Below are 20926 nucleotides of genomic sequence, written 5' to 3' on the forward strand. Positions count from 1 at the left end.
TTTTCTACGTATGTGTAAATTTTACCTAATCATCTTTTACGATAAATAAAATCATTTTAATCGCCTAACACCAAATAATCATGACACACAAGAAAACAACAAAGCACCGAAACATGCTTATTGAGCCTCCACTTTTATCAAGAAAACCATACATTCATTACCAAACAAAGCTAATCATTAATTTAAAAAAATAAAAAAGTAATTATATAATAGATATGAAATAGTCATTTACCAATTAATTGGTTTAGAAAAACATATTCATTTCAGCTTAATATTTAACGCCAAGCGTATAAGGTGAAATATTAAATAACAATCATTAGGCTAACAAATTTAAGAGCATTAAATAAAAAAAAGCCTTCAAATAATTTGAAGGCCTGATGCAGTAACTATTTATTTAATCACTAATAAATCGGTTATTCCCACTCAATGGTTGCCGGTGGTTTACCGCTAATGTCATACACTACGCGGGAAATACCATTAACTTCATTGATGATGCGGTTAGATACCCGACCCAAGAAATCATAAGGTAGATGCGCCCAATGAGCAGTCATGAAATCAATCGTTTCTACCGCGCGTAGGGAAACAACCCAATCATACTTACGGCCATCGCCCATTACGCCAACGGAACGAACGGGCAGGAAGACGGTAAATGCCTGGCTGACTTGGTTGTATAAATCAGCTTTATGCAATTCTTCAATAAAGATCGCATCGGCACGGCGCAACAGGTCACAATATTCTTTTTTCACTTCACCCAGCACACGTACACCTAAACCAGGTCCTGGGAACGGGTGGCGATACAGCATGTCATACGGCAGCCCCAATTCCAGCCCAATCTTGCGCACTTCATCTTTAAACAGCTCTTTCAACGGTTCAACCAGGCCCAGCTTCATCTCTTTCGGCAAACCACCAACATTGTGGTGAGATTTGATGACATGCGCTTTGCCTGTAGCTGACGCCGCAGATTCAATGACATCTGGATAAATGGTGCCTTGTGCCAACCATTTAACCTGTTCTTGTTTGCAGGCCTCTTCATCAAAGACTTCAACAAATACCCGGCCAATGGTTTTACGTTTAGCTTCTGGCTCATCAATACCCGCCAGTGCATTCAGGAAACGATCTTCCGCCGCAACGTGGACAATATTCAAACCGAATTTATCGCCAAACATTTCCAGCACCTGATCAGCTTCGTTCAAACGCAGCAAGCCGTTATCCACGAACACACAGGTCAGACGTTTGCCGATCGCCCGGTGCAATAACATCGCAGTCACCGAAGAGTCAACGCCGCCAGACAGACCGAGAATCACGTGGTCTTCACCAATTTGCTCACGCAGACGCGCTACCGCATCTTCAATGATGGTAGCCGGAGTCCATAAAGCTTCACATTGGCAAATATCCAAAACAAAGCGCTCTAATAAATGCTGACCTTGTTTGGTATGGGTCACTTCTGGGTGGAACTGTACGCCGTAAAAACGTTTTTCTTCATTGGCCATAATGGCAAACGGGCAAGTATCAGTGCTGGCAACCGTCACGAAGTCAGAAGGAATCGCGGTGACTTTATCGCCGTGACTCATCCACACGTCCAAAATAGGTTCATTGCTAGCATTCAGAGCGTCATTGATATCGCGAGTTAACGCGCAATCGATTTTGATTTCTACCTGCGCATAACCAAATTCACGCTCGGTAGAACCTTCAACATGACCACCCAGTTGCATTGCCATCGTTTGCATGCCGTAGCAGACGCCCAATACCGGTACACCAGCGGTAAAGACGTAGTCTGGCGCACGTGGGCTGCCATTTTCCGTGGTACTTTCTGGGCCACCAGAAAGGATAATACCGCTTGGATTAAACTCGCGAATCTGGGCTTCGGTAACGTCCCACGCCCACAGTTCACAGTAAACGCCAATCTCGCGAACGCGACGCGCCACCAGTTGGGTATATTGCGAGCCAAAATCGAGAATAAGGATGCGATGCTTATGGATATTTTTTGTCATGTGAGGCGTATTCCAGAAACAGGTCAAAATAAAAAAGAAAACTCAGTCATCCGGTAGTCGATACCCGATGACCTGCTAGTCAATTCGTTAACTCAAAAGATGGCGTAATGAGCTTGCAAGGCCAGATACCTGGCCGACGCCCGTAACACAACATGCGTGGTCGACATAATGTCAATGCGCCATGGTGAGCAACGGACAACGGCCGTGAATAAGCCAAGTTAGCCCATGCGGTAGTTTGGTGACTCTTTAGTAATTGTCACATCATGCACATGGCTTTCTTGGATACCCGCTCCGCTAATACGCACAAATTCAGCTTTGGTACGTAAGTCATCAATGGTCGGGCAACCGGTCAGCCCCATACATGAACGTAAACCACCCATTTGCTGATGAACGATTTCTTTCAGCAAACCTTTGTACGCTACACGCCCTTCGATACCTTCAGGCACCAATTTATCTGCGGCATTATCCGTTTGGAAATAACGGTCAGAGGAACCTTTAGACATCGCGCCCAATGAACCCATACCGCGGTAAGATTTGAATGAACGGCCTTGATACAGTTCGATTTCACCCGGAGATTCTTCTGTACCAGCCAGCATAGAACCGACCATCACGCAGGACGCGCCAGCAGCAATTGCTTTGGCAATATCACCGGAGAAACGGATACCGCCATCGGCAATCACCGGAATACCGGTACCTTCCAGCGCTTCGACTGCATCAGAAACCGCCGTGATTTGCGGAACACCGACGCCGGTAACAATACGGGTAGTACAAATAGACCCTGGACCAATGCCCACTTTAACCGCGCTAACACCGGCTTCAGCCAATGCTTTCGCACCAGAGCCTGTCGCGACGTTACCGCCAACAATTTGCAGGTCAGGATATTTGGCGCGCGTTTCACGAATGCGTTGTAAAACGCCTTCAGAATGGCCATGAGAGGAATCGATCAGCAAAACGTCAACGCCAGCAGCAACCAGCGCGTCGATACGCTCTTCGTTACCTGCACCGGCCCCAACGGCAGCACCAACACGTAAACGACCGTGCTCGTCTTTACAGGCGTTAGGTTTACGTTCTGCTTTCTGGAAATCTTTTACGGTAATCATACCGCGCAAATGGAAGTTATTATCCACGACCAGAACTTTCTCTACGCGGTTTTCATGCATTTTTTGCAGAACAACATCGCGAGCTTCGCCTTCTTTTACGGTAACCAAACGCGCTTTCGGCGTCATCACCGCAGTGACTGGCTGATCCAGATCAGTCACAAAGCGTACGTCACGCCCCGTAATGATACCGAGCAGTTCGTAATCCTCGGTCACCACCGGATAACCGGCAAAACCGTTGCGAGCGGTTAATTCTTTAACCTGACGCAAAGTGGTGATTGGCGTGACGGTTTGTGGTTCGGTTACCACACCGCTTTCATGCTTTTTCACGCGGCTAACTTCGTCAGCCTGACGCTCAATAGACATATTTTTATGGATGAAGCCCAAACCGCCTTCTTGTGCCAGCGCGATTGCCAGACTAGATTCGGTTACGGTATCCATGGCTGCGGACAGCATAGGAATATTCAGGCGGATAGTTGCGGTCAGTTGAGTACCAAGATCCGCAGTATTAGGCAGAACTGTGGAATGGGCTGGAACCAGGAGAACGTCGTCAAAGGTTAGTGCTTCTTTCGTGATACGTAGCATGGGCAATATCTCACCAGAGTGATTTGAGAAAAGATAAAATATTGCCGTGGCATTATACAGAGCGTAATCGGTTGCCTCCAGTACTTTCTGATAAATTTTCTTGCTTACCTCTCTAAGGCAGGTAATATCGATCAATTAAGTGCTTGTTTTAAACTTTGATCTGGGTCACATGCCATTCACTTCCGCCACCTCAATATTTACCGTTAGCCGCCTAAATCAGACGGTTCGGCAACTATTGGAAATGGAAATGGGCCAAATCTGGCTCACCGCCGAGATTTCCAACTTCTCACAGCCCGCCTCCGGCCACTGGTATTTTACGCTGAAAGACGATCGGGCGCAGGTGCGTTGTGCCATGTTCCGCAACAGTAACCGTCGTACCACCTTCAAACCACAAAATGGCCAGATGGTGTTGGTCAGAGCCAGTATCACGCTATACGAACCGCGCGGTGATTATCAGTTGATTGCCGAAAGTATGCAGCCTGCCGGTGACGGTCTGTTGCAACAACAATTCGAACAACTGAAGGCACGGTTGGCCGCTGAAGGGCTGTTTGACGCGCTCCACAAGCAACCGCTCCCTGCTCCAGCCAAACGGGTCGGCGTGATTACCTCCGCCAGTGGTGCGGCCTTACACGACGTTTTACAGGTTCTCCAACGTCGAGATCCTTCGCTACCCGTGGTGATTTATCCCACATCAGTCCAGGGTGCTGAAGCGCCGATGCAAATTGTTCGAGCCATTGAAATGGCCAACCAGCGTGCCGAATGTGATGTATTGATTGTCGGGCGTGGTGGCGGTTCGCTGGAAGACTTATGGAGTTTTAACGACGAACGGGTTGCTCGGGCGATTTTTGCCAGCCAAATTCCGATTGTTAGCGCCGTCGGCCATGAAACCGATGTCACCATTGCCGATTTTGTCGCCGACCTGCGCGCGCCAACCCCTTCTGCCGCCGCTGAAATGATCAGCCGTAATCAGGTGGAATTGGTACGTCAGATTCAGGCACAACAACAACGCATGGAAATGGCGATGGATTACTATTTGGCGCAACGTCATCAGCAATTCACCCGTCTTCATCATCGCTTGCAACAGCAACATCCGCATCTGCGTCTGGCCCGCCAGCAAACGTTGTTATTGAAGCTACAGCGCAGGCTGGAGGACGCAGCACAAAACCAGATTCGTCTGCTGGCGCGGCGCGGCGAACGGTTGCAGCAACGCCTAAATAACAGACAACCACTGGGTAAGATTCATCATTACCACCAGCGAGTACAGCAACAGGAATACCGCCTCAAGCAAGCGCTGGAGCGTCAGTTAAATGGCTATCGTCAGCGCTTTGGTATTGCCTGCTCGCAGCTAGAAACCGTCAGTCCACTAGCGACTCTCGCTCGCGGTTACAGCGTGACACAAACGCCAAGCGGTAGTTTGCTGAAAACCACTCAGCAGGTGCATATTGGCGACACATTGAAAACCCGCTTGCAGGACGGTTGGGTAGAAAGCGAAATCACGCGACTGACACCGGTAAAAAAAACGCTTAAACCCCGCTCGCGGGCGAAATAAGCGTAACCTGAACTAAAACTGTATCAATGCATTTAACACGGTGGAAAGGCTAACGGCGCTATAGCACTAAAGATGAAAGGTAAATTTCACGCGCTTTCTCGAAATTAATCCATCCCCATGCTGGCAAAAATAATCGACTGCGCCACAGGCGGTTAGCACCTGTAATGGCTTACCACAATCAGGGCAAATCGCCTGCGGCTGATAATCGCTATGGCAAACTGAACAATGAAAGTGACCGCTTACCTTATTCATTGGCACATGACACACCGGGCACATTGCTTCCATTATTTCCTCCTTAAATCACACTCAATCTCAATATTATCCGCAAGGGTATAAAATCAGTCTGGCTGAGAAGTGCCATATGACGCTAGGCAGCACCACTAAATTTGCTGTTACGCTAAACGCCGGGTTTCCCATCACATGGCCTTTTCCCCGACGTATGTTGCAAACCCGTATTGTTCAACCATCCGCCAGAAATGCGAAGGGCGCGGAATATCCGCGCCCCTCTAACTGACTTTCTTTATTTCTTTTTCAAATGTGACATCAAACGCTTACGCTTCCGCATCTGGTTTGGCGTCAAAGTATTACGCTTACCAGCAAACGGGTTCTCACCCTCTTTGAACTGAATACGGATTGGCGTTCCCATGACTTTTAATGAACGGCGGAAATAGTTCATCAAATAGCGTTTGTAGGAATCGGCCAAATCAGTCACCTGATTACCGTGGATCACTACGATTGGCGGGTTATAACCACCCGCATGAGCGTATTTCAGTTTCACTCGGCGGCCGCGTACTAATGGAGGTTGATGGTCTTCTTCCGCCATCTGCATAATACGGGTTAGCATGGAAGTACCGACGCGCTTGGTCGAACAATCATAAGCTTCCAAGATCGATTCAAACAGGTTGCCAACCCCACTACCATGCAAAGCAGAGATAAAGTGGATACGCGCGAAATCAACGAAGCCCAAGCGTAACTCAAGCATATCTTTCACTTGAGTCCGTGCTTCTTCGGTCATGCCATCCCATTTATTGACTGCAATAACAAGTGAGCGCCCACTATTGAGGATAAAGCCCAACAGTGACAAGTCCTGATCGGAGATACCATCACGGGCATCAATGACCAACAGCACCACGTTTGAATCTTCAATCGCCTGTAGCGTTTTGATAACCGAGAATTTCTCAACGGTTTCAGTAACTTTTCCGCGCTTACGCACACCGGCAGTATCGATCAAAATATATTCGCGCTCATCGCGTATCATCGGAATATAGATACTGTCGCGGGTGGTCCCCGGCATGTCATACACCACCACTCGCTCTTCACCCAGAATACGGTTGGTTAGTGTGGACTTACCTACGTTAGGACGCCCAACGATAGCCAACTTGATCGGCAAGCTCCGTGGATCGAAATCGTCTTCTTCTGGATCTTCGTATTCAGCAGGATCTTGACCTTCAGCTTCTTGCGCAGCCCAATAGGCGGCGTTCGCTTCTTCTTCAGTCAATTCAACTTCCGGCGCTTCTGGCTCCATGTACGGAGCCATAACTTCTTCAATTAATTGAGCTACACCGCGACCATGGGAAGCGGCAATCGGGTGAACTTCCCCCATACCCAGCGAATAAAAATCTGCCGCTGCGGCTTCCGGCTCCATACCGTCGGTTTTGTTCGCGACCAAAAAAGTGGCTTTCTGGCGGCTACGCAAATGCTGGGCGATACCCTGATCGGCAGGCATCAAGCCAGCGCGCGCATCTACCATGAATAACACAATATCGGCTTCTTCAATCGCCAGCAGCGACTGACCCGCCATCCGTGTTTCAACGCCATCTTCGGTGCCATCAATACCGCCGGTATCGATAACGATAAACTCATGTCCCTCAACTTCAGCACGACCATACTTACGGTCACGCGTCAGCCCAGGGAAATCCGCCACTAACGCATCTCGCGTGTGAGTCAAACGGTTAAATAAAGTGGATTTACCCACATTCGGCCGCCCAACCAGGGCGATGACAGGAATCATTTTTGAAGCCTCATTACTTATTTTTCAATTCGTTACAACGCTATCAGGTACGACCGACAGCGAAGTTTTTAGAATACGAAACGGCCCCTGAACTATTCAGGAGCCGTTTGGGGACTCATATCAAGAGCCAATGTGTTGAGCAATGACGCCACTTGACGCTCGCACTTCGCCCGGCGTATTACCCGATAATTAACGGGTGAAGGCGTAAACTGTGCCGCCTTTGGCCTGAATCATCAGTTTATCGCTGGCAACAGTCGGAGCACTCAGGAAACCGGAGCTGTCCACTTTTTGTTGCACCACGAAACGACCATCGTCAGTATTCACCCAATGCAGATAACCTTCGGCATCACCGACAACCAGATAACCATTATACATCACTGGCGCAGTCAAGTTACGATGCAATAAGTCGCTTTGACTCCAAAGCGTTATGCCGCCATCGGTTTTCAGTGCAGTAATACGGTCATTTTGATCAACCAGGAAGATGCGGCCTGCATCGACAATAAAATCATTGACGGAGCCTAATTCACGTTTCCACAAAATCTGGCCGGAACGCAGATCCAATGCGGTGAGGTTACCGTTATAAGCCAACGCATAAACCACCCCGTCGACCACAACTGGCGTCATATCTACGTCGTTCAAACGATCGATTTCGGTTGTACCGGTTACCTGCGAAATACGTTGCTGCCAGATTAACTGGCCCTGTTGCATCATCACCGCACTGACGCGACCGTTATCACCGCCAACGATAGCCGCACCAAAAGCCACTGTTGGCGAAGACTCACCACGCAGAGACAGAGATGGGACGTCCAGATTCAATGTCCACTTAATCGCACCGTCACTCTCGTTAAGCGCTTGTAACATGCCATTGGTAGTATGAACCAGCACCATGCCGTCACTCACTACCGGGCGAGACATCGCCTCACCTGCTACCGTGGTCTGCCAAGCAACTTTACCATCGTCAGCGTTTAGCGCATAAACTATCGCTTTCTCACTGCCGACAAAGACGTGAGAACCGGAAACCGTCAAACCACCGGACAGCATGGCTGATCGGTTGCTGGAATAGAAATTGGTTTTTTCAGACAGATTGGTCTGCCAAATTTCCTTCCCTGTCTCGATATCCATCGCCTTTACCAGACCTTTACGATCTGCGGCAAAGACCGAAGAACCTTGCCACGCTGGGCGCAGATGGGAATAGTAATCGCCTACACCACCGCCAACAGAGGTGCTCCACACTTTGGTGGGTGTGAACTGATTTTCAACCGTTGGTAGTGGCGACATGGTAACCACATCTTCCTCACTGTTAAACAGTGAACAGCCACTCAATAGGGCAACCGAGACCAGTCCTACCAAGAGTGTTTTACGCAGTTGCATGGGAATTCCCCTTAGCTGGACAAATTATTCAATTTCATGCGCAGCAATGACTGCAACGCCTGAGAAGCATTTGATTCGATACCTTTGGTGTAAGCTGCGCGTGCACCAGCAACATCGCCCTTACTTAATAATGCATCGCCACGTATATCTTGCGCCATTGCCGTCCAGCCATCCCCGTTCACTGCATCAAGGGTTTTCAGCGCATCTTCCGGCTTTTTCAATTGCAATTGAACTCGAGCCAAACGCAGATGGATCAATGACAGCAGATTTTCGTCTTTGGTATTGCCCTGAGCCAGGCTCAACTGCTGCGCAGCCTTGTCAAACTGGCCTTGTGCTACAAAGTGATGAGCCAGTTCCAACCCGGCAAGCACGCCGTAGTTATTGCTATTGTTCTGCGCAAATTTTTCTGCTGCGGCAACGCCTTCAGCGTTATTGGCAGCCAGTGCTTCACTGGCTTTCTGGAAGGAAGAAGATGCTTCCGTTAACGCAGTCACCTGATGGCTCTGCCAGTAACGCCAGCCCACCAAAGCACCAATTCCTAGCACCACACCCACGGCCAGCGCCTTCCCGTTCTCACTAAAGAAACGGCGCACTGCATCAACCTGGTCATTTTCAGTGGTATAGACTTCCACGGTGTCTCTCTCCTTAACCTAACATCGAAGCCAGACGCGCAGCTACATCAGCTTGCGCCAGCGTTTCTTGTTCACCCTTGCGTAGATCTTTTACTACAACCTGCTGCGCGGAGACTTCGTCTTCGCCCAATACCAAGGCGATGCGGGCTCCCCATTTATCAGCACGGGCAAACTGTTTCTTAAAATTACCACCGCCGTAGTTGGTCATTAACTTCAATGACGGCAAAGCATCACGTAAGGTTTCAGCGAGCTGCATTGCTGCGCTCTGTGTGCCCTGCCCGGAAGAAACCAGATAGATATCGACAGCTGGCTGCGGAGCGAATTCAGGATTAACTGCCTGAACCAGCAACACCAGACGCTCTAGCCCCATGGCAAAACCCACTGCTGGCGTCGCACGCCCCCCCAGTTGTTCAACCAGACCATCATAACGACCACCAGCACAGACTGTACCTTGAGAACCCAGACTTGTGGTAACCCATTCAAAAACAGTGCGGTTGTAGTAGTCCAGACCACGAACCAATCGCTCATTAACGCTATATGGGATACCGGCGTGATCCAAAAGTTCACACAAGCCGGAGAAATGCTGCTTGGAGTCTTCATCCAGATATTCGGAAAGACGTGGAGCCTCGTTCAACAACTGCTGAATTTCTGGGTTTTTGGAATCCAATACCCGCAGCGGATTGCTGTACATCCGGCGTTTGCAGTCTTCATCCAAAATATCCTGATGCTGCTCGAGGAAGGCGATCAAGGCTTCTCGATAGTCGGCACGAGCCGCCAGAGAACCAATAGAATTCAGTTCAAGATGAACGTGCTCGGAAATACCCAGCGCTTTCCACCAACGAGCCGTCAGCAAAATCAGTTCAGCATCAATATCGGGCCCTTGCAGACCAAAGACTTCAGCACCCAACTGATGAAATTGGCGATAGCGCCCTTTCTGAGGGCGCTCATAGCGGAACATCGGGCCGATGTACCACAGACGTTGTTCCTGATTGTACAGCAGACCATGCTCAATCCCGGCGCGTACACAACCCGCAGTGCCTTCAGGGCGCAGCGTCAGACTTTCGCCATTGCGATCGTCAAAGGTGTACATCTCTTTTTCCACGACATCAGTCACTTCACCGATAGCGCGTTTAAATAACGGGGTCTGCTCTACAATCGGCAAGCGGATTTCACTGTAACCGTAGCTGCCCAGCACCTGTTTCAATGTGCCTTCAATACGCTGCCACAAGGCTGTATCAGCCGGCAGGTAGTCGTTCATACCACGGATGGCTTGAATGTTCTTTGCCACGTCTTTTCTCTATAGTTTTAATGCAAAAATAAAGCCGATTATAGGGGCTAGCCGTCCCGGGATTCAATGGGGATGCGCATTGCCCCTATGGGCACAATATAAAGCGGGCCTCGCCCGCTTGCTCAATACCAGTCGCTTGTTGAATAATCAGACAGGAGCCTGATCTTCCAAGTGATTGATGTCAATTCTATTTTTTTCGTCAAGCATCGCTGCTTTGGCGCGAATTTTAGCTTCCAACTGATCGATCATCAGCTTATTGTCAAAACGTTCCCGCTGACGCACGCCGTCTTCATAGAAGCCGCTTTTATTATGCGCCCCCGTCACGCCAATAGTCGAAACCAATGCTTCGCCGGGGCCATTTACCACACAACCGATGATAGATACATCCATTGGCGTAATCAGATCTTCCAGACGTTCTTCCAGAGCATTTACCGTGCCGATTACGTCAAACTCCTGCCGAGAACAGGTAGGACAGGCGATAAAGTTAATGCCACGAGCGCGGATACGCAGAGATTTCAGAATATCGAAACCCACTTTGATTTCTTCAACAGGATCAGCCGCCAGCGAGATACGCAGCGTGTCACCGATACCTTCAGACAACAACAAACCCAAGCCGATAGCTGATTTAACCGAACCACTGCGCGCTCCGCCGGCCTCAGTAATACCCAAATGTAAAGGATTGGGAATTTCTTTAGCCAGCAAACGGTAAGCATTGACCGCCAGAAAAACATCTGAGGCTTTAACACTGACCTTGAACTGGTCAAAATTGAGACGATTAAGAATATCGACATGGCGCATAGCGGATTCAAGCAAAGCGGCTGGCGTAGGTTCGCCATACTTTTCCTGAATATCTTTTTCTAACGAGCCGCCATTTATCCCGATACGGATGGGGATATTTTTGTCCCGAGCGCAGGCAACCACTTCACGGATACGTGATTCGTTGCCGATGTTACCAGGGTTGATACGCAGACAATCCACACCGTACTCCGCGACTTTCAACGCGATACGATAATCAAAATGGATATCAGCGACCAAGGGGACATTGACACGCTGTTTAATCAGTTTAAACGCTTCGGCTGCATCCATTGTCGGGACAGAAACTCTGACAATATCAGCACCAACGCGTTCCAGAGACAGAATTTGATTCACCGTTGCATCTACATCAGTAGTGCGGGTATTGGTCATCGATTGCACTGCAATCGGAGCACCATCACCAATCGGCACCTTACCGACGTAAATACGCGTAGATTTACGTCGAATGATAGGGGATTCATTATGCATTACACGCTCTCCTTTACAGCCGTGTAGTCATTGATAACCACAACATCACTCCGCGCCGACGGTCAAACGAGCAACACGACTGGACTTAACAAACTTGCTTAAATCAACCGGGTTACCTTGATACTGAATTGTGACCGCACCTGGTGCACCTATCGTCAGTTTATAAGGTGCCTTGCCAGCCAGGCTCAGGGTCGCGCCCTTCTTCTGAATACCGCTAAACAAGGATTCTCCAGTTGCATCAATAACCTGTAACCAGCAATCTTCAGAGAAATTCATTGCCAGCCCGCCTGCTGGGGTAGCGGTACCACTCACCACAGCATCCGCCGTCGGTAGAGGGGCTGCAGGGGTTGACACTTCAGGTAATGAAGCCTGACTTGGAGAAACCACCTCTGACGGAGTTGGAGTTGGAGCTGAAGTCGAGGTCGGAGTCGCTTCCGTTACCACAGGTGCTGCTGCTACATGGCTGTCAGTCAGCGGCACCTCGGTATTGGTCATGTTATCGGTCAAAGCAGCTCCCTGGCTGCTATTTTCCGATTGCGATAATTGGGCAGAAGATTGATCGGCCATATTGGCGATCTCTGCCTGTTGTGCCTGATGATTTTGCCACCACCATGCCCCTGTCAAACCAAGAACAACAAATACGATCAACCAGGTGAAACTCATCAACCAGCCATCACGTTTTTTGCGTTTCTTGCCCAATGAAAAACTCTGCATCGGGGCGACTTTCGCCGCTCTAATCGGGGCCTGTTTTGCCAGCATCGGCAACAGTTCGTCTTCAGGCAGACGAACCAATTTGGCGTATGAGCGAATATAACCACGCAAAAACGTCGAAGCCAGATTGGCCTGCGCATTGTCTTCTTCAATATCCCGAATAGTCGACACTTTCAGGCACAGACGTTCTGCAATATTCTGTTGGGTTAGCCCTAGTGCTTCACGGGCTTGACGCAGGCGCACACCTGTCGTCACTGGAACATTTTGATCTTGGGGGGCTTCAGTATTCATTGGCTAGAAAGTGCTGGTATTGTTTGGATTGTGGAAAACTTCGCGCAAGCTGCTTGCCATAACGTTGAACGCTATCTTGGCGACCTGCCAGCGCGGCGAAACGAATTTGTAACCATAGGCTTTCGGCACTGGCCGGAAGAATATGTTGATAAACATCCAGTAATAGTTGCGCCTGAGCGCGTTTCCCTTCTCCAAATTGCCTTTCGGCCTCTGTGAGTAGCGGCTGACCTTTATCAGGATCATACTTTAATGCCCTGCTCAGCAAGACCTTCGCTTGGTCATTCTGATTGGCTCGGAGAAAACAATAACCGGCATTTTCCAGACTATCTGCAACCTGACCATAATCAGGTAACAAAACCGCAGCGCTAAACTGCTGTTGAGCCTCTACATACTGCCCTAAACTACACAGAAACGCACCGTAATTATTTAGTACGGTGCCATTTCCCGGAGCCAGTTGCATCGCCTGCCGATAGCGCTGTTCTGCAGCGCTGTTTTCGCCAACACGTTGTTCATACAACGCCATCGCCAATTGAGCCTGATAATCCTGTGGCGCGGCATTGACGGCTTTATCAAGATTCTGGCGCGCGGCAGGAAGATCACCCTGCGCCAAGTAAGCAAGACCAAGCTGTAAACGCGTTTGGCCCACTGCCGGCACAACGGTGTTATCCGGCGACGATCCCGAACATCCTGCCAATATGCCCACAGCCAGGCAGGCTCCCCACAGTGTTTTCAGCTTCATGCTTTCCCAATTGTCCAGTTGCGTTAAGGCAAGAACCTGAATAATTGACGACGCCTCAGGCTCTCGTATTGGTTTACCACCTATGCGCTACTACCTGACACCTTACGAATTAAAACTTAAATAACAGTCAGTTAAGACGATTTTTATCGTCCTGTAAGGTTCAGACTGTCTTAACAGCAATAGGTTCCCCGGCCATTTTCTTTTTCAGTGTACGCTTAGTGCGGTCAATAACCTCACCCGCCAACTGACCACAGGCAGCATCGATATCATCGCCACGGGTTTTACGAACAATAGTCGTAAATCCGTATTCCATCAATACCTTGGAGAAACGGTCTACCCGGCTGTTCGAACTGCGGCCATAAGGCGCACCCGGGAAGGGGTTCCACGGTATCAGGTTAATTTTACATGGCGTGTCTTTTAAACATTCCGCCAACTGATGAGCCTGTTCGGTGCTGTCATTAATGTGATCCAGCATAACGTACTCAACGGTAACCCGCCCACCATTGGCATTGGATTTTGCCAAATAACGGCGTACTGCAGCCAGGAAGGTTTCAATATTATATTTACGGTTGATCGGAACAATTTCGTCACGGATGTCATCCGTAGGAGCATGCAGGGAGATGGCCAAGGCCACATCAATCATATCGCCCAGTTTATCCAACGCCGGAACCACACCCGATGTTGACAAGGTGACGCGGCGTTTGGACAGACCAAAACCGAAATCATCCATCATGATATCCATCGCTGGCACCACGTTATTCAGGTTGAGCAAAGGTTCGCCCATCCCCATCATGACAACGTTGGTAATCGGCCGTGTACCGGTCGATTTCAGTGAGCCGATAATCTTGGCGGCACGCCATACCTGACCGATGATTTCTGAAACCCGCAGATTACGGTTGAAACCTTGCTGCGCGGTAGAACAGAATTTACATTCCAGCGCACAACCTACCTGCGAGGAAACACATAAAGTGGCACGGTCGCCTTCAGGGATATATACGGTTTCGACCTGTTGATCGCCAACTTTAATCGCCCATTTAATCGTGCCATCGGTTGAGCGCTGTTCTTCCGCTACTTCTGGCGCCCGAATTTCGGCCACACGCTGTAATTTAGCTCTCAGCACTTTATTGATGTCGGTCATTTGCTCGAAATCGTCGTAGCAATAGTGATACATCCACTTCATGACCTGATCTGCCCGGAAGGGTTTTTCGCCCATTTCCGCGAAAAATTCGCGCATTTGCTGGCGATTCAAATCGAGCAGGTTAATTTTGTTATTGGTCGGTGCAGCCATTTGAACGGTATTTTCAGCCGTTGAGGAAGCATCGGATTGAATAGGTGCAGATAACTGTTGTTCGGACATGAGTTGTCGTGGCCTCGTTGTTACACTTTGCGGCGCTGTGCTTTAAACCGATTGGCACTTAAAGAAACGGCGATGAATAAATAATGGAACGCCCCGGGGAGCAGGCTCATCCGGGGCGCGGCATTGTACAAATTTTAAAGCATGGATTCCACGGTTGAAAGGACGCAGTGGCACTTTTATTGTATCAGTGAATGAAAAACGCCCTTCCTCCTTTGAAATCAATTTATTACTAACGTGGGAAAATTTCGTTTTCGCCAAAGAAATAAGCGATTTCACGCTGGGCCGATTCAACGGCATCAGAACCGTGAACCGCGTTGGCGGTGAAACTGTCGGCAAAATCGGCACGCAGAGTACCGGCCAGTGCGTTGTCCGGGTTGGTCGCGCCCATAATGTCACGGTTACGCTGCACGGCATTTTCCGCTTCCAGAACCTGAACCATAATCGGGCCAGAGGTCATAAATTCAACCAAACCATCAAAGAAAGGACGGCCTTTGTGCTCGGCATAAAAGCCTTCAGCCTGTTCTTTTGTCAGGTGCAACATTTTTGCGGCAATAATTTTGAAACCCGCATTTTCGAAACGGGCATAGATAGCACCGATGTCGTTATTAGCGACTGCGTTTGGTTTGATAATGGAAAAAGTACGTTCTACCGTCATGACAACCTCTATTTGATTTCTAATATTGACCGGACTTGAATATCGCCCCGAATTAGCGTTACCGCTTGGTTTGCAGGCAGATTCTCTAAAGTAAAATTGCGCCGACCACGGTTAAGTGGTCGCAGATTATATGTGTGCTGTTAACGCTTGCCTATGGAAATCACAACAATTTATTAAAAATTTGTTATCTTAATTCCTCATTTTTATGCACAACTCACATTTTACATAAATAATGGGTTCGCTAAATGAAGCCACTGCGCAGTGAGATCCCGCCACACCAGCTTCATCTAATCAAAGGCTATCATTCATATCTTGCCGAATATTGTCAAAGTTCCTCAATAAATCTGAACCCGACTTTCTTTTTAACAATAGCGGATGGCTGACTGATCACACTGGATACCAAGGAACGCCTTCCTTTTTTACTATAATGTGCGGCTAACGCCCTGATGGCGGCAGTTCCCGCGCCTCTGACCGCCCCCTCAGATTGAGGATAAAGAACGTAAGCGGGATTAGTCAGTGAACCCGCAATACCGACGTCAGAATCATTAATATCCACCGCCATGGTAATACTGATTATTTGCCCCGACAAACGAACAATGACATAAGTATAATTGCCATGACTGCTTCTCAACCAGCTTTGCACGACTTCACTTACTAACCGTGAAGCTGAGAGTATTTGCCCACTATTCGTATGATCTGGCGCAGGTTCATCAATCTCCAGCGGCAGATCGGTAACCGCTGAAGAGCGCGGTTTAGCCTGCAAATATATTTGCCGCCATGTGTCAATTACCGGCGTAATACGCTGGCGTTCAACCAAGGTATCTTCAGTACTGCCACTGATAACTTGAATATCGAAATACCATTCAGGGTGTTCTACCCATTGACCGCCTTCTCTTATTCTGGGAGTGGTTTCCACAAACTGAAAGTTTGCCAGTGGCAGTTCATAGCGACCAAGAGGGAGTGACTGTACGGCCTGTGGCGATTGTGTAGCCAATCCCGGCGTATTATGGGATAAATAAGCCGCATAACTCAGTTGGGAAAACTCAAAAGCCGTTTTCAGACTAAATAGATTAATGGTTTCGGGCGTTGCCGAGTTTTCCCGAATATGAGCCGAAACACTTTCGATCAAGCGTTCTTCTGTCACCTTATCCATGACGGCATGTCCAGTATCACCATAACGAATGATGCGCTCGATTATCCGACCAAAATTTTCTGCATTCCAACTTTCCGTACTATCACCAAACAACAGGGTAAAATCAGTTAGAATATCCAATGTCCATTCAATACAACCAGGGTTCAAATCCCGACGATAGCGTAAATGAGGAAGTAATTGATCTTTCATTGAAACATGACAGGAAAGAGCCGTAGCCGGTATTGTTAAAGCTTTATCGTTCATATCGGTATGAATATGAGTCAATATACCTTTAGGTTCTGCCGCTTGCTCTGTCGCAGCAATTTTCTTATGTCGCACTTTATCAGAGGTGACTTTAGGTAAGGATTTGGAAGTGCCTACTATTTGCAATATATTATCGTTTTTACCATTAAAAAATGCCTTAGCATCATTGATAAACCTATCCGCTTGGTTACATTTCCCCTGAACGACATAGTTATAAATACTGAGAATCGGTAATGCCCAACAGGAAGCCACGCCTACAGGACTACGACGGTAACGGCCATCGCCCTGCTCTCCCGTTAAGACTATTTTATCAATTATAAGTGGTATTTCCAGATTGATATTCGTGATAACAAATTTAGCCTTCTCACCACCATAATTAAATAACGAGCCAAACAAAGGGGAACTGCGGACTATTTCTTGCTCTTTAGACTCAACAAACTGCATTTCAAAATACCCACCATTAAATCTGCTCAAAAATGAAACGCGATCGCTATCATCATTAAGCATATAATAGACACTCAGTCGGCCATCATGAGTGAAATACAGTTCCCTATTCGTCACCCTAACCGCATTCCCATCAAAAAAATTAATTGAGTAATCATTTTTATCATTTAATACAAAACTAACCAAAGCCTCTTTTGATTCTATTCTTTTGTCTGACCAATAAACGCCATACGCACTCTCTATAGGAAGTTCTGTAATATCTTTAACCACACAATATCGATCACAAATAAAGTCTTCCTGCTCAGTGACACGAAGACTGGTGATTTTATCATCCATTTTCAGGTATTTTAAATCACTTAAAAAAATATCATCGGTTAAAGTGAAACTTGTACCATTGAAATGGTCATCCTCATAAACGCTCACCTGAAACCCGAAAGGTATATTTATAGATTTTATCTCATCATTCATATAATTAATGATTGGATAGTTTTGATTAATGCCGTTGTGATCAACGTATAAATCAATTTCCTCTCCAGCAGAAATACAAAACGCTTCACCTGAAAAATAGTCATCATCATAGAAACAGGCTGCTTTTTTTATCTTAAATGAGCTAATTGCATCATTGAGTATCGATTTTTTATTATCTTTATTTTTCACCAAATCAATATTCTCTTTAACGCTCAAGCTGACGCCTGAATAGTTAATATCTTGATAAACAACAACCTCCATTCCGTGAGGGACGGAAATAGATGAAATCCTATCATTCCATCTATAATTAATATCACTATTATACTTTCCTTGTGTTGCACAAATAGATTCACCGTGATAATTATCATCCATAAAGAAACAAACCGCAGGTTCATCTGCTAATAGTTCAAAACAAAATGCATTAATAATAAAAAAAAGATAAATATTTTTTTTGAATCTCATCATAACAACCACCTTAACATAATAAGAATATACATATATTTGTTAGTAACAACGAACAAATGCAGGCCAGCCGAAATGAATAGTTAAATTACAACAGTCATAGGAAAAATAAATTAAAAGAAGGATTTATTCCCGACAATTATATATTGAAAATGGAATTTAAATTAATGTCTTTTTTATTACAACAACACTTTTTTCATTACAACAACTCTAGTTGTACATTATTTTAATAGTTGAAATTCGATCTTACTCACCTGCCCACTTTCATCCAAAACATTCAGTTGATAGCGGCCAGGGACTGTCAGGGTTTGCAGCCATGATTGATTGTTCTGGGTGGTGGCAATCTGCTCACCGTTAAGAAACCACCAACGCGCACCTTGCCCTCCCTGAGCCTCCAACCGTAAATCCAGGCTATTTTTCCCTGGTAGTCGCCGTACCGTCGTACCATTTCGAATACCCAGAATCAATAAAGGAGGGCTATCAGTTTCCGTCAGAGGCGGACAATCCTGACTGACCGGCGGCAAGCGCTGCGCCCGACGCTCGGCCAACGGTAACCAAGGTTCAAGCGGCAGCGGCCATAAAGAGAGTTTAACTGGCGTTGCATCCGGACAATCCGCCGCGACTCGCTGACCCTGTTTGTTCAACCATAAACTTAGCTGGTTGCCTTGAATATTCTCCTGCCCTGCAGCCGCTAATGTAGGCGGCAGAGTGCCATCCAACACCCAGCTTTGACGACGCTGACGACAATCCGTATCACCACTTGGCAGTGGCTGCCCACCCGGCCAACAAATTTCCTCCCGACTGACCGATGTAGGCCGAGGATCCGTCGGTAAAGCGTGATGCCCTTGATTCAAACGCGACATCAACAGGTTATTGACCTGATGAAGAATCGGTACCGCCGTAGCATAGCCAAACTGACCCGCAACCGGTGTGCCGTCAGGGCGTCCAACCCAGATGCCCAACGTATAGCGGGCATTCAGGCCAAGTGCCCAAGCATCGCGGTAACCGTAGCTGGTTCCGGTTTTCCACGCCAATGGAACGACGGCAGGGAGGACATCATCAGGAACCGGTCGCCCTTCCCCAGCCATGATTCGGCGGACGATCCACGCCGCTCCGGGGGAAAACAAGCGTCGCTGAGATAAAGGCTGTTCTGGCAAAAAACGCAATTGCCCGGCCATTCCGCCGCGCGCAAAGGCACTGAATGCCGCCACTAACTGATCCAGACGCGAACCGGTTCCTCCTAAAATCAACGCCAGATTAGGTTCACTGTGCGCAGGAAAACGCAGCCTGAGACCCACATTACGTAAATTGGCAGTCAATCGTTTGGCACCATACGCTTCCAGTAATTGCACCGCAGGCAAATTTAGGGAGCGAACCAAAGCCTCGCTGGCGCTGACAGGGCCATGAAATCCAGTGTCAAAATTGCCGGGCCGATAATCACCAAAACGCCGTGGCACATCCTGTAATAATGACTCGCCATGAATCAAGCCATCATCAAGCGCCAAAGCATACAAAAAGGGTTTGAGTGTCGAGCCGGGCGATCGCCAAGCACTAATCATATCGACATGGCCAAAACGGCTGTCATCACCAAAATCCACCGAACCGAGGTAAGCCTTCACTTCCATCGTGGTGTGGTCCACCACCAAAATCCCAAGTGAGGTCTTCTCCGGTAGTTGATGCCGCCATCCTTGCGCCATATCTTCCAGTTGGCGCTGTAAACCGGCATCCAGTGTCGTTCGGATTACGTCGCGTTTATTGCCAGTGATCAGGCGGCGGGCCAATAACGGTGCCAATTGCGGCACTTTTCGTGGCGCGAGCCAAATATCTTCCTGTTGAATTTCAGTAACCTGATCTACCGGCCAGACCTTATATTGAGCCAGGCGGGTTAATACTTTGTCACGGGCAGCTTTAGCACGTTGAGGATAGCGATCCGGCCGTAAATGGCTGGGTGACTGCGGTAGCACCGCCAATAGCGCGGCTTCGGCCTGAGTCAGATTGGTGGGTGATTTGCCCAGATAAGTCCAACTGGCGGCTCCAATTCCTTGCAATGTTCCGCCAAAAGGTGCGCGGTTTAAATAGATTTCTAAAATCTGGTCTTTGGATAAATGCCATTCCAGTTGAAAAGTACGCCATATTTGGCGCAATTTTCCGGTCAAAGTGCGCGAATGTGGTTCGATCAAGCGGGCAACCTGCATTGATAGTGTACTGCCGCCTGAGAGAATTTTCCCCGCCCGTAAATCTTGCCAGGCTGCTCGTGCCAAAGAGAATGGATTTACGCCAGGATGCTGATAAAACCAGCGATCTTCGTAGGTTAGCAACGCTTGTAAATAGTAGGGAGAAACGTGTTTAATACTGACGGAATAACGCCATACACCCTCATCATCGGCAAAGCGCCACAGAGGCGAACCGTCTTCTGCCACGACAATTCGCGCCATTTGCACCTCCGTCAGTGGCAACGGCCAGATGCGATCGGCCAGCCAAACAGCCGCCGGCAATAGCAGCGTAATAAACCCCAGAGCAAGCCATACACGGCGACGGCGCAGAAAAGGATTATTCATAAATAAAGGATAGAGGTGGCCTCTTGATCACTGAAAACAG

General features: G+C 48.1%; 15 protein-coding genes. 1 reads left to right on the forward strand and 14 read right to left on the reverse strand.

Translation table 11 applies throughout. The annotated features are described in order from the left end of the window. Nucleotides 1-413 precede the first annotated feature (413 nt). Both guaA and guaB read right to left on the reverse strand, forming a co-directional pair. Nucleotides 414-1991, reverse strand: a complete 1578-nt coding sequence (gene guaA, locus DJ39_RS15105) for a glutamine-hydrolyzing GMP synthase (RefSeq protein ID WP_004717984.1) — start codon at nucleotides 1989-1991, stop codon at nucleotides 414-416. 218 nt (nucleotides 1992-2209) lie between these two features. Beyond that, nucleotides 2210-3673: an IMP dehydrogenase gene (gene guaB, locus DJ39_RS15110; protein ID WP_038241373.1), complete on the reverse strand. Its 1464-nt coding sequence runs from the start codon at nucleotides 3671-3673 to the stop codon at nucleotides 2210-2212. Between the two features lie 169 nt (nucleotides 3674-3842). Here guaB and xseA point away from each other — a divergent pair, with 169 nt between their 5' ends. Continuing rightward, the gene (gene xseA, locus DJ39_RS15115; RefSeq protein ID WP_004717993.1) at nucleotides 3843-5222 is read left to right on the forward strand and encodes an exodeoxyribonuclease VII large subunit; all 1380 of its coding nucleotides are present in this window, start codon (nucleotides 3843-3845) and stop codon (nucleotides 5220-5222) included. 66 nt (nucleotides 5223-5288) lie between these two features. On the opposite strand, the gene DJ39_RS17600 is transcribed toward xseA, so the two are convergent. The 12 genes from DJ39_RS17600 to pbpC form a co-directional block, all read right to left on the reverse strand. Further along, nucleotides 5289-5507: a zinc ribbon domain-containing protein gene (locus tag DJ39_RS17600; RefSeq protein WP_071665681.1), complete on the reverse strand. Its 219-nt coding sequence runs from the start codon at nucleotides 5505-5507 to the stop codon at nucleotides 5289-5291. Nucleotides 5508-5742: 235 nt separating this feature from the next. Continuing rightward, nucleotides 5743-7233, reverse strand: a complete 1491-nt coding sequence (gene der / locus DJ39_RS15120) for a ribosome biogenesis GTPase Der (RefSeq protein WP_004717996.1) — start codon at nucleotides 7231-7233, stop codon at nucleotides 5743-5745. A gap of 189 nt (nucleotides 7234-7422) precedes the next feature. Further along, nucleotides 7423-8604 (reverse strand): outer membrane protein assembly factor BamB, encoded by a 1182-nt coding sequence (gene bamB / locus DJ39_RS15125; RefSeq protein ID WP_004717998.1) that lies wholly within the window; start codon nucleotides 8602-8604, stop codon nucleotides 7423-7425. 11 nt (nucleotides 8605-8615) lie between these two features. Next, entirely contained in the window at nucleotides 8616-9236 is a 621-nt protein-coding gene (locus tag DJ39_RS15130; protein ID WP_004718000.1) for a YfgM family protein, read from the reverse strand. Nucleotides 9237-9249: 13 nt separating this feature from the next. Continuing rightward, on the reverse strand, nucleotides 9250-10524 hold the full coding sequence (gene hisS, locus DJ39_RS15135) for a histidine--tRNA ligase (protein ID WP_038241369.1): 1275 nt from the start codon (nucleotides 10522-10524) through the stop codon (nucleotides 9250-9252). A 147-nt stretch (nucleotides 10525-10671) separates the two neighbouring features. Then, nucleotides 10672-11805 (reverse strand): flavodoxin-dependent (E)-4-hydroxy-3-methylbut-2-enyl-diphosphate synthase, encoded by a 1134-nt coding sequence (gene ispG / locus DJ39_RS15140; RefSeq protein WP_038241368.1) that lies wholly within the window; start codon nucleotides 11803-11805, stop codon nucleotides 10672-10674. Between the two features lie 45 nt (nucleotides 11806-11850). Then, on the reverse strand, nucleotides 11851-12807 hold the full coding sequence (rodZ, locus tag DJ39_RS15145) for a cytoskeleton protein RodZ (RefSeq protein WP_038251525.1): 957 nt from the start codon (nucleotides 12805-12807) through the stop codon (nucleotides 11851-11853). Further along, nucleotides 12797-13546 carry a type IV pilus biogenesis/stability protein PilW gene (pilW, locus tag DJ39_RS15150; protein WP_004718007.1) on the reverse strand — a complete coding sequence of 250 codons (750 nt, stop codon included), beginning with the start codon at nucleotides 13544-13546 and terminating at the stop codon, nucleotides 12797-12799. The genes rodZ and pilW overlap by 11 nt, the downstream gene beginning before the upstream one ends. 160 nt (nucleotides 13547-13706) lie before the next feature. After that, a complete protein-coding gene (rlmN, locus tag DJ39_RS15155) occupies nucleotides 13707-14903 on the reverse strand; it encodes a dual-specificity RNA methyltransferase RlmN (RefSeq protein WP_004718009.1) in 1197 nt (398 codons plus the stop codon). 229 nt (nucleotides 14904-15132) lie between these two features. Further along, the gene (gene ndk / locus DJ39_RS15160; protein WP_004718011.1) at nucleotides 15133-15558 is read right to left on the reverse strand and encodes a nucleoside-diphosphate kinase; all 426 of its coding nucleotides are present in this window, start codon (nucleotides 15556-15558) and stop codon (nucleotides 15133-15135) included. Nucleotides 15559-15883: 325 nt separating this feature from the next. Beyond that, the gene (locus DJ39_RS15165; RefSeq protein ID WP_038251781.1) at nucleotides 15884-18328 is read right to left on the reverse strand and encodes a peptidase inhibitor family I36 protein; all 2445 of its coding nucleotides are present in this window, start codon (nucleotides 18326-18328) and stop codon (nucleotides 15884-15886) included. 221 nt (nucleotides 18329-18549) lie between these two features. Further along, a complete protein-coding gene (gene pbpC, locus DJ39_RS15170; protein WP_004718015.1) occupies nucleotides 18550-20886 on the reverse strand; it encodes a peptidoglycan glycosyltransferase PbpC in 2337 nt (778 codons plus the stop codon). Between the last annotated feature and the right edge of the window lie 40 nt (nucleotides 20887-20926).

It is taken from the genome of Yersinia ruckeri ATCC 29473 (assembly GCF_000754815.1).
Taxonomy (GTDB): domain Bacteria; phylum Pseudomonadota; class Gammaproteobacteria; order Enterobacterales; family Enterobacteriaceae; genus Yersinia; species Yersinia ruckeri.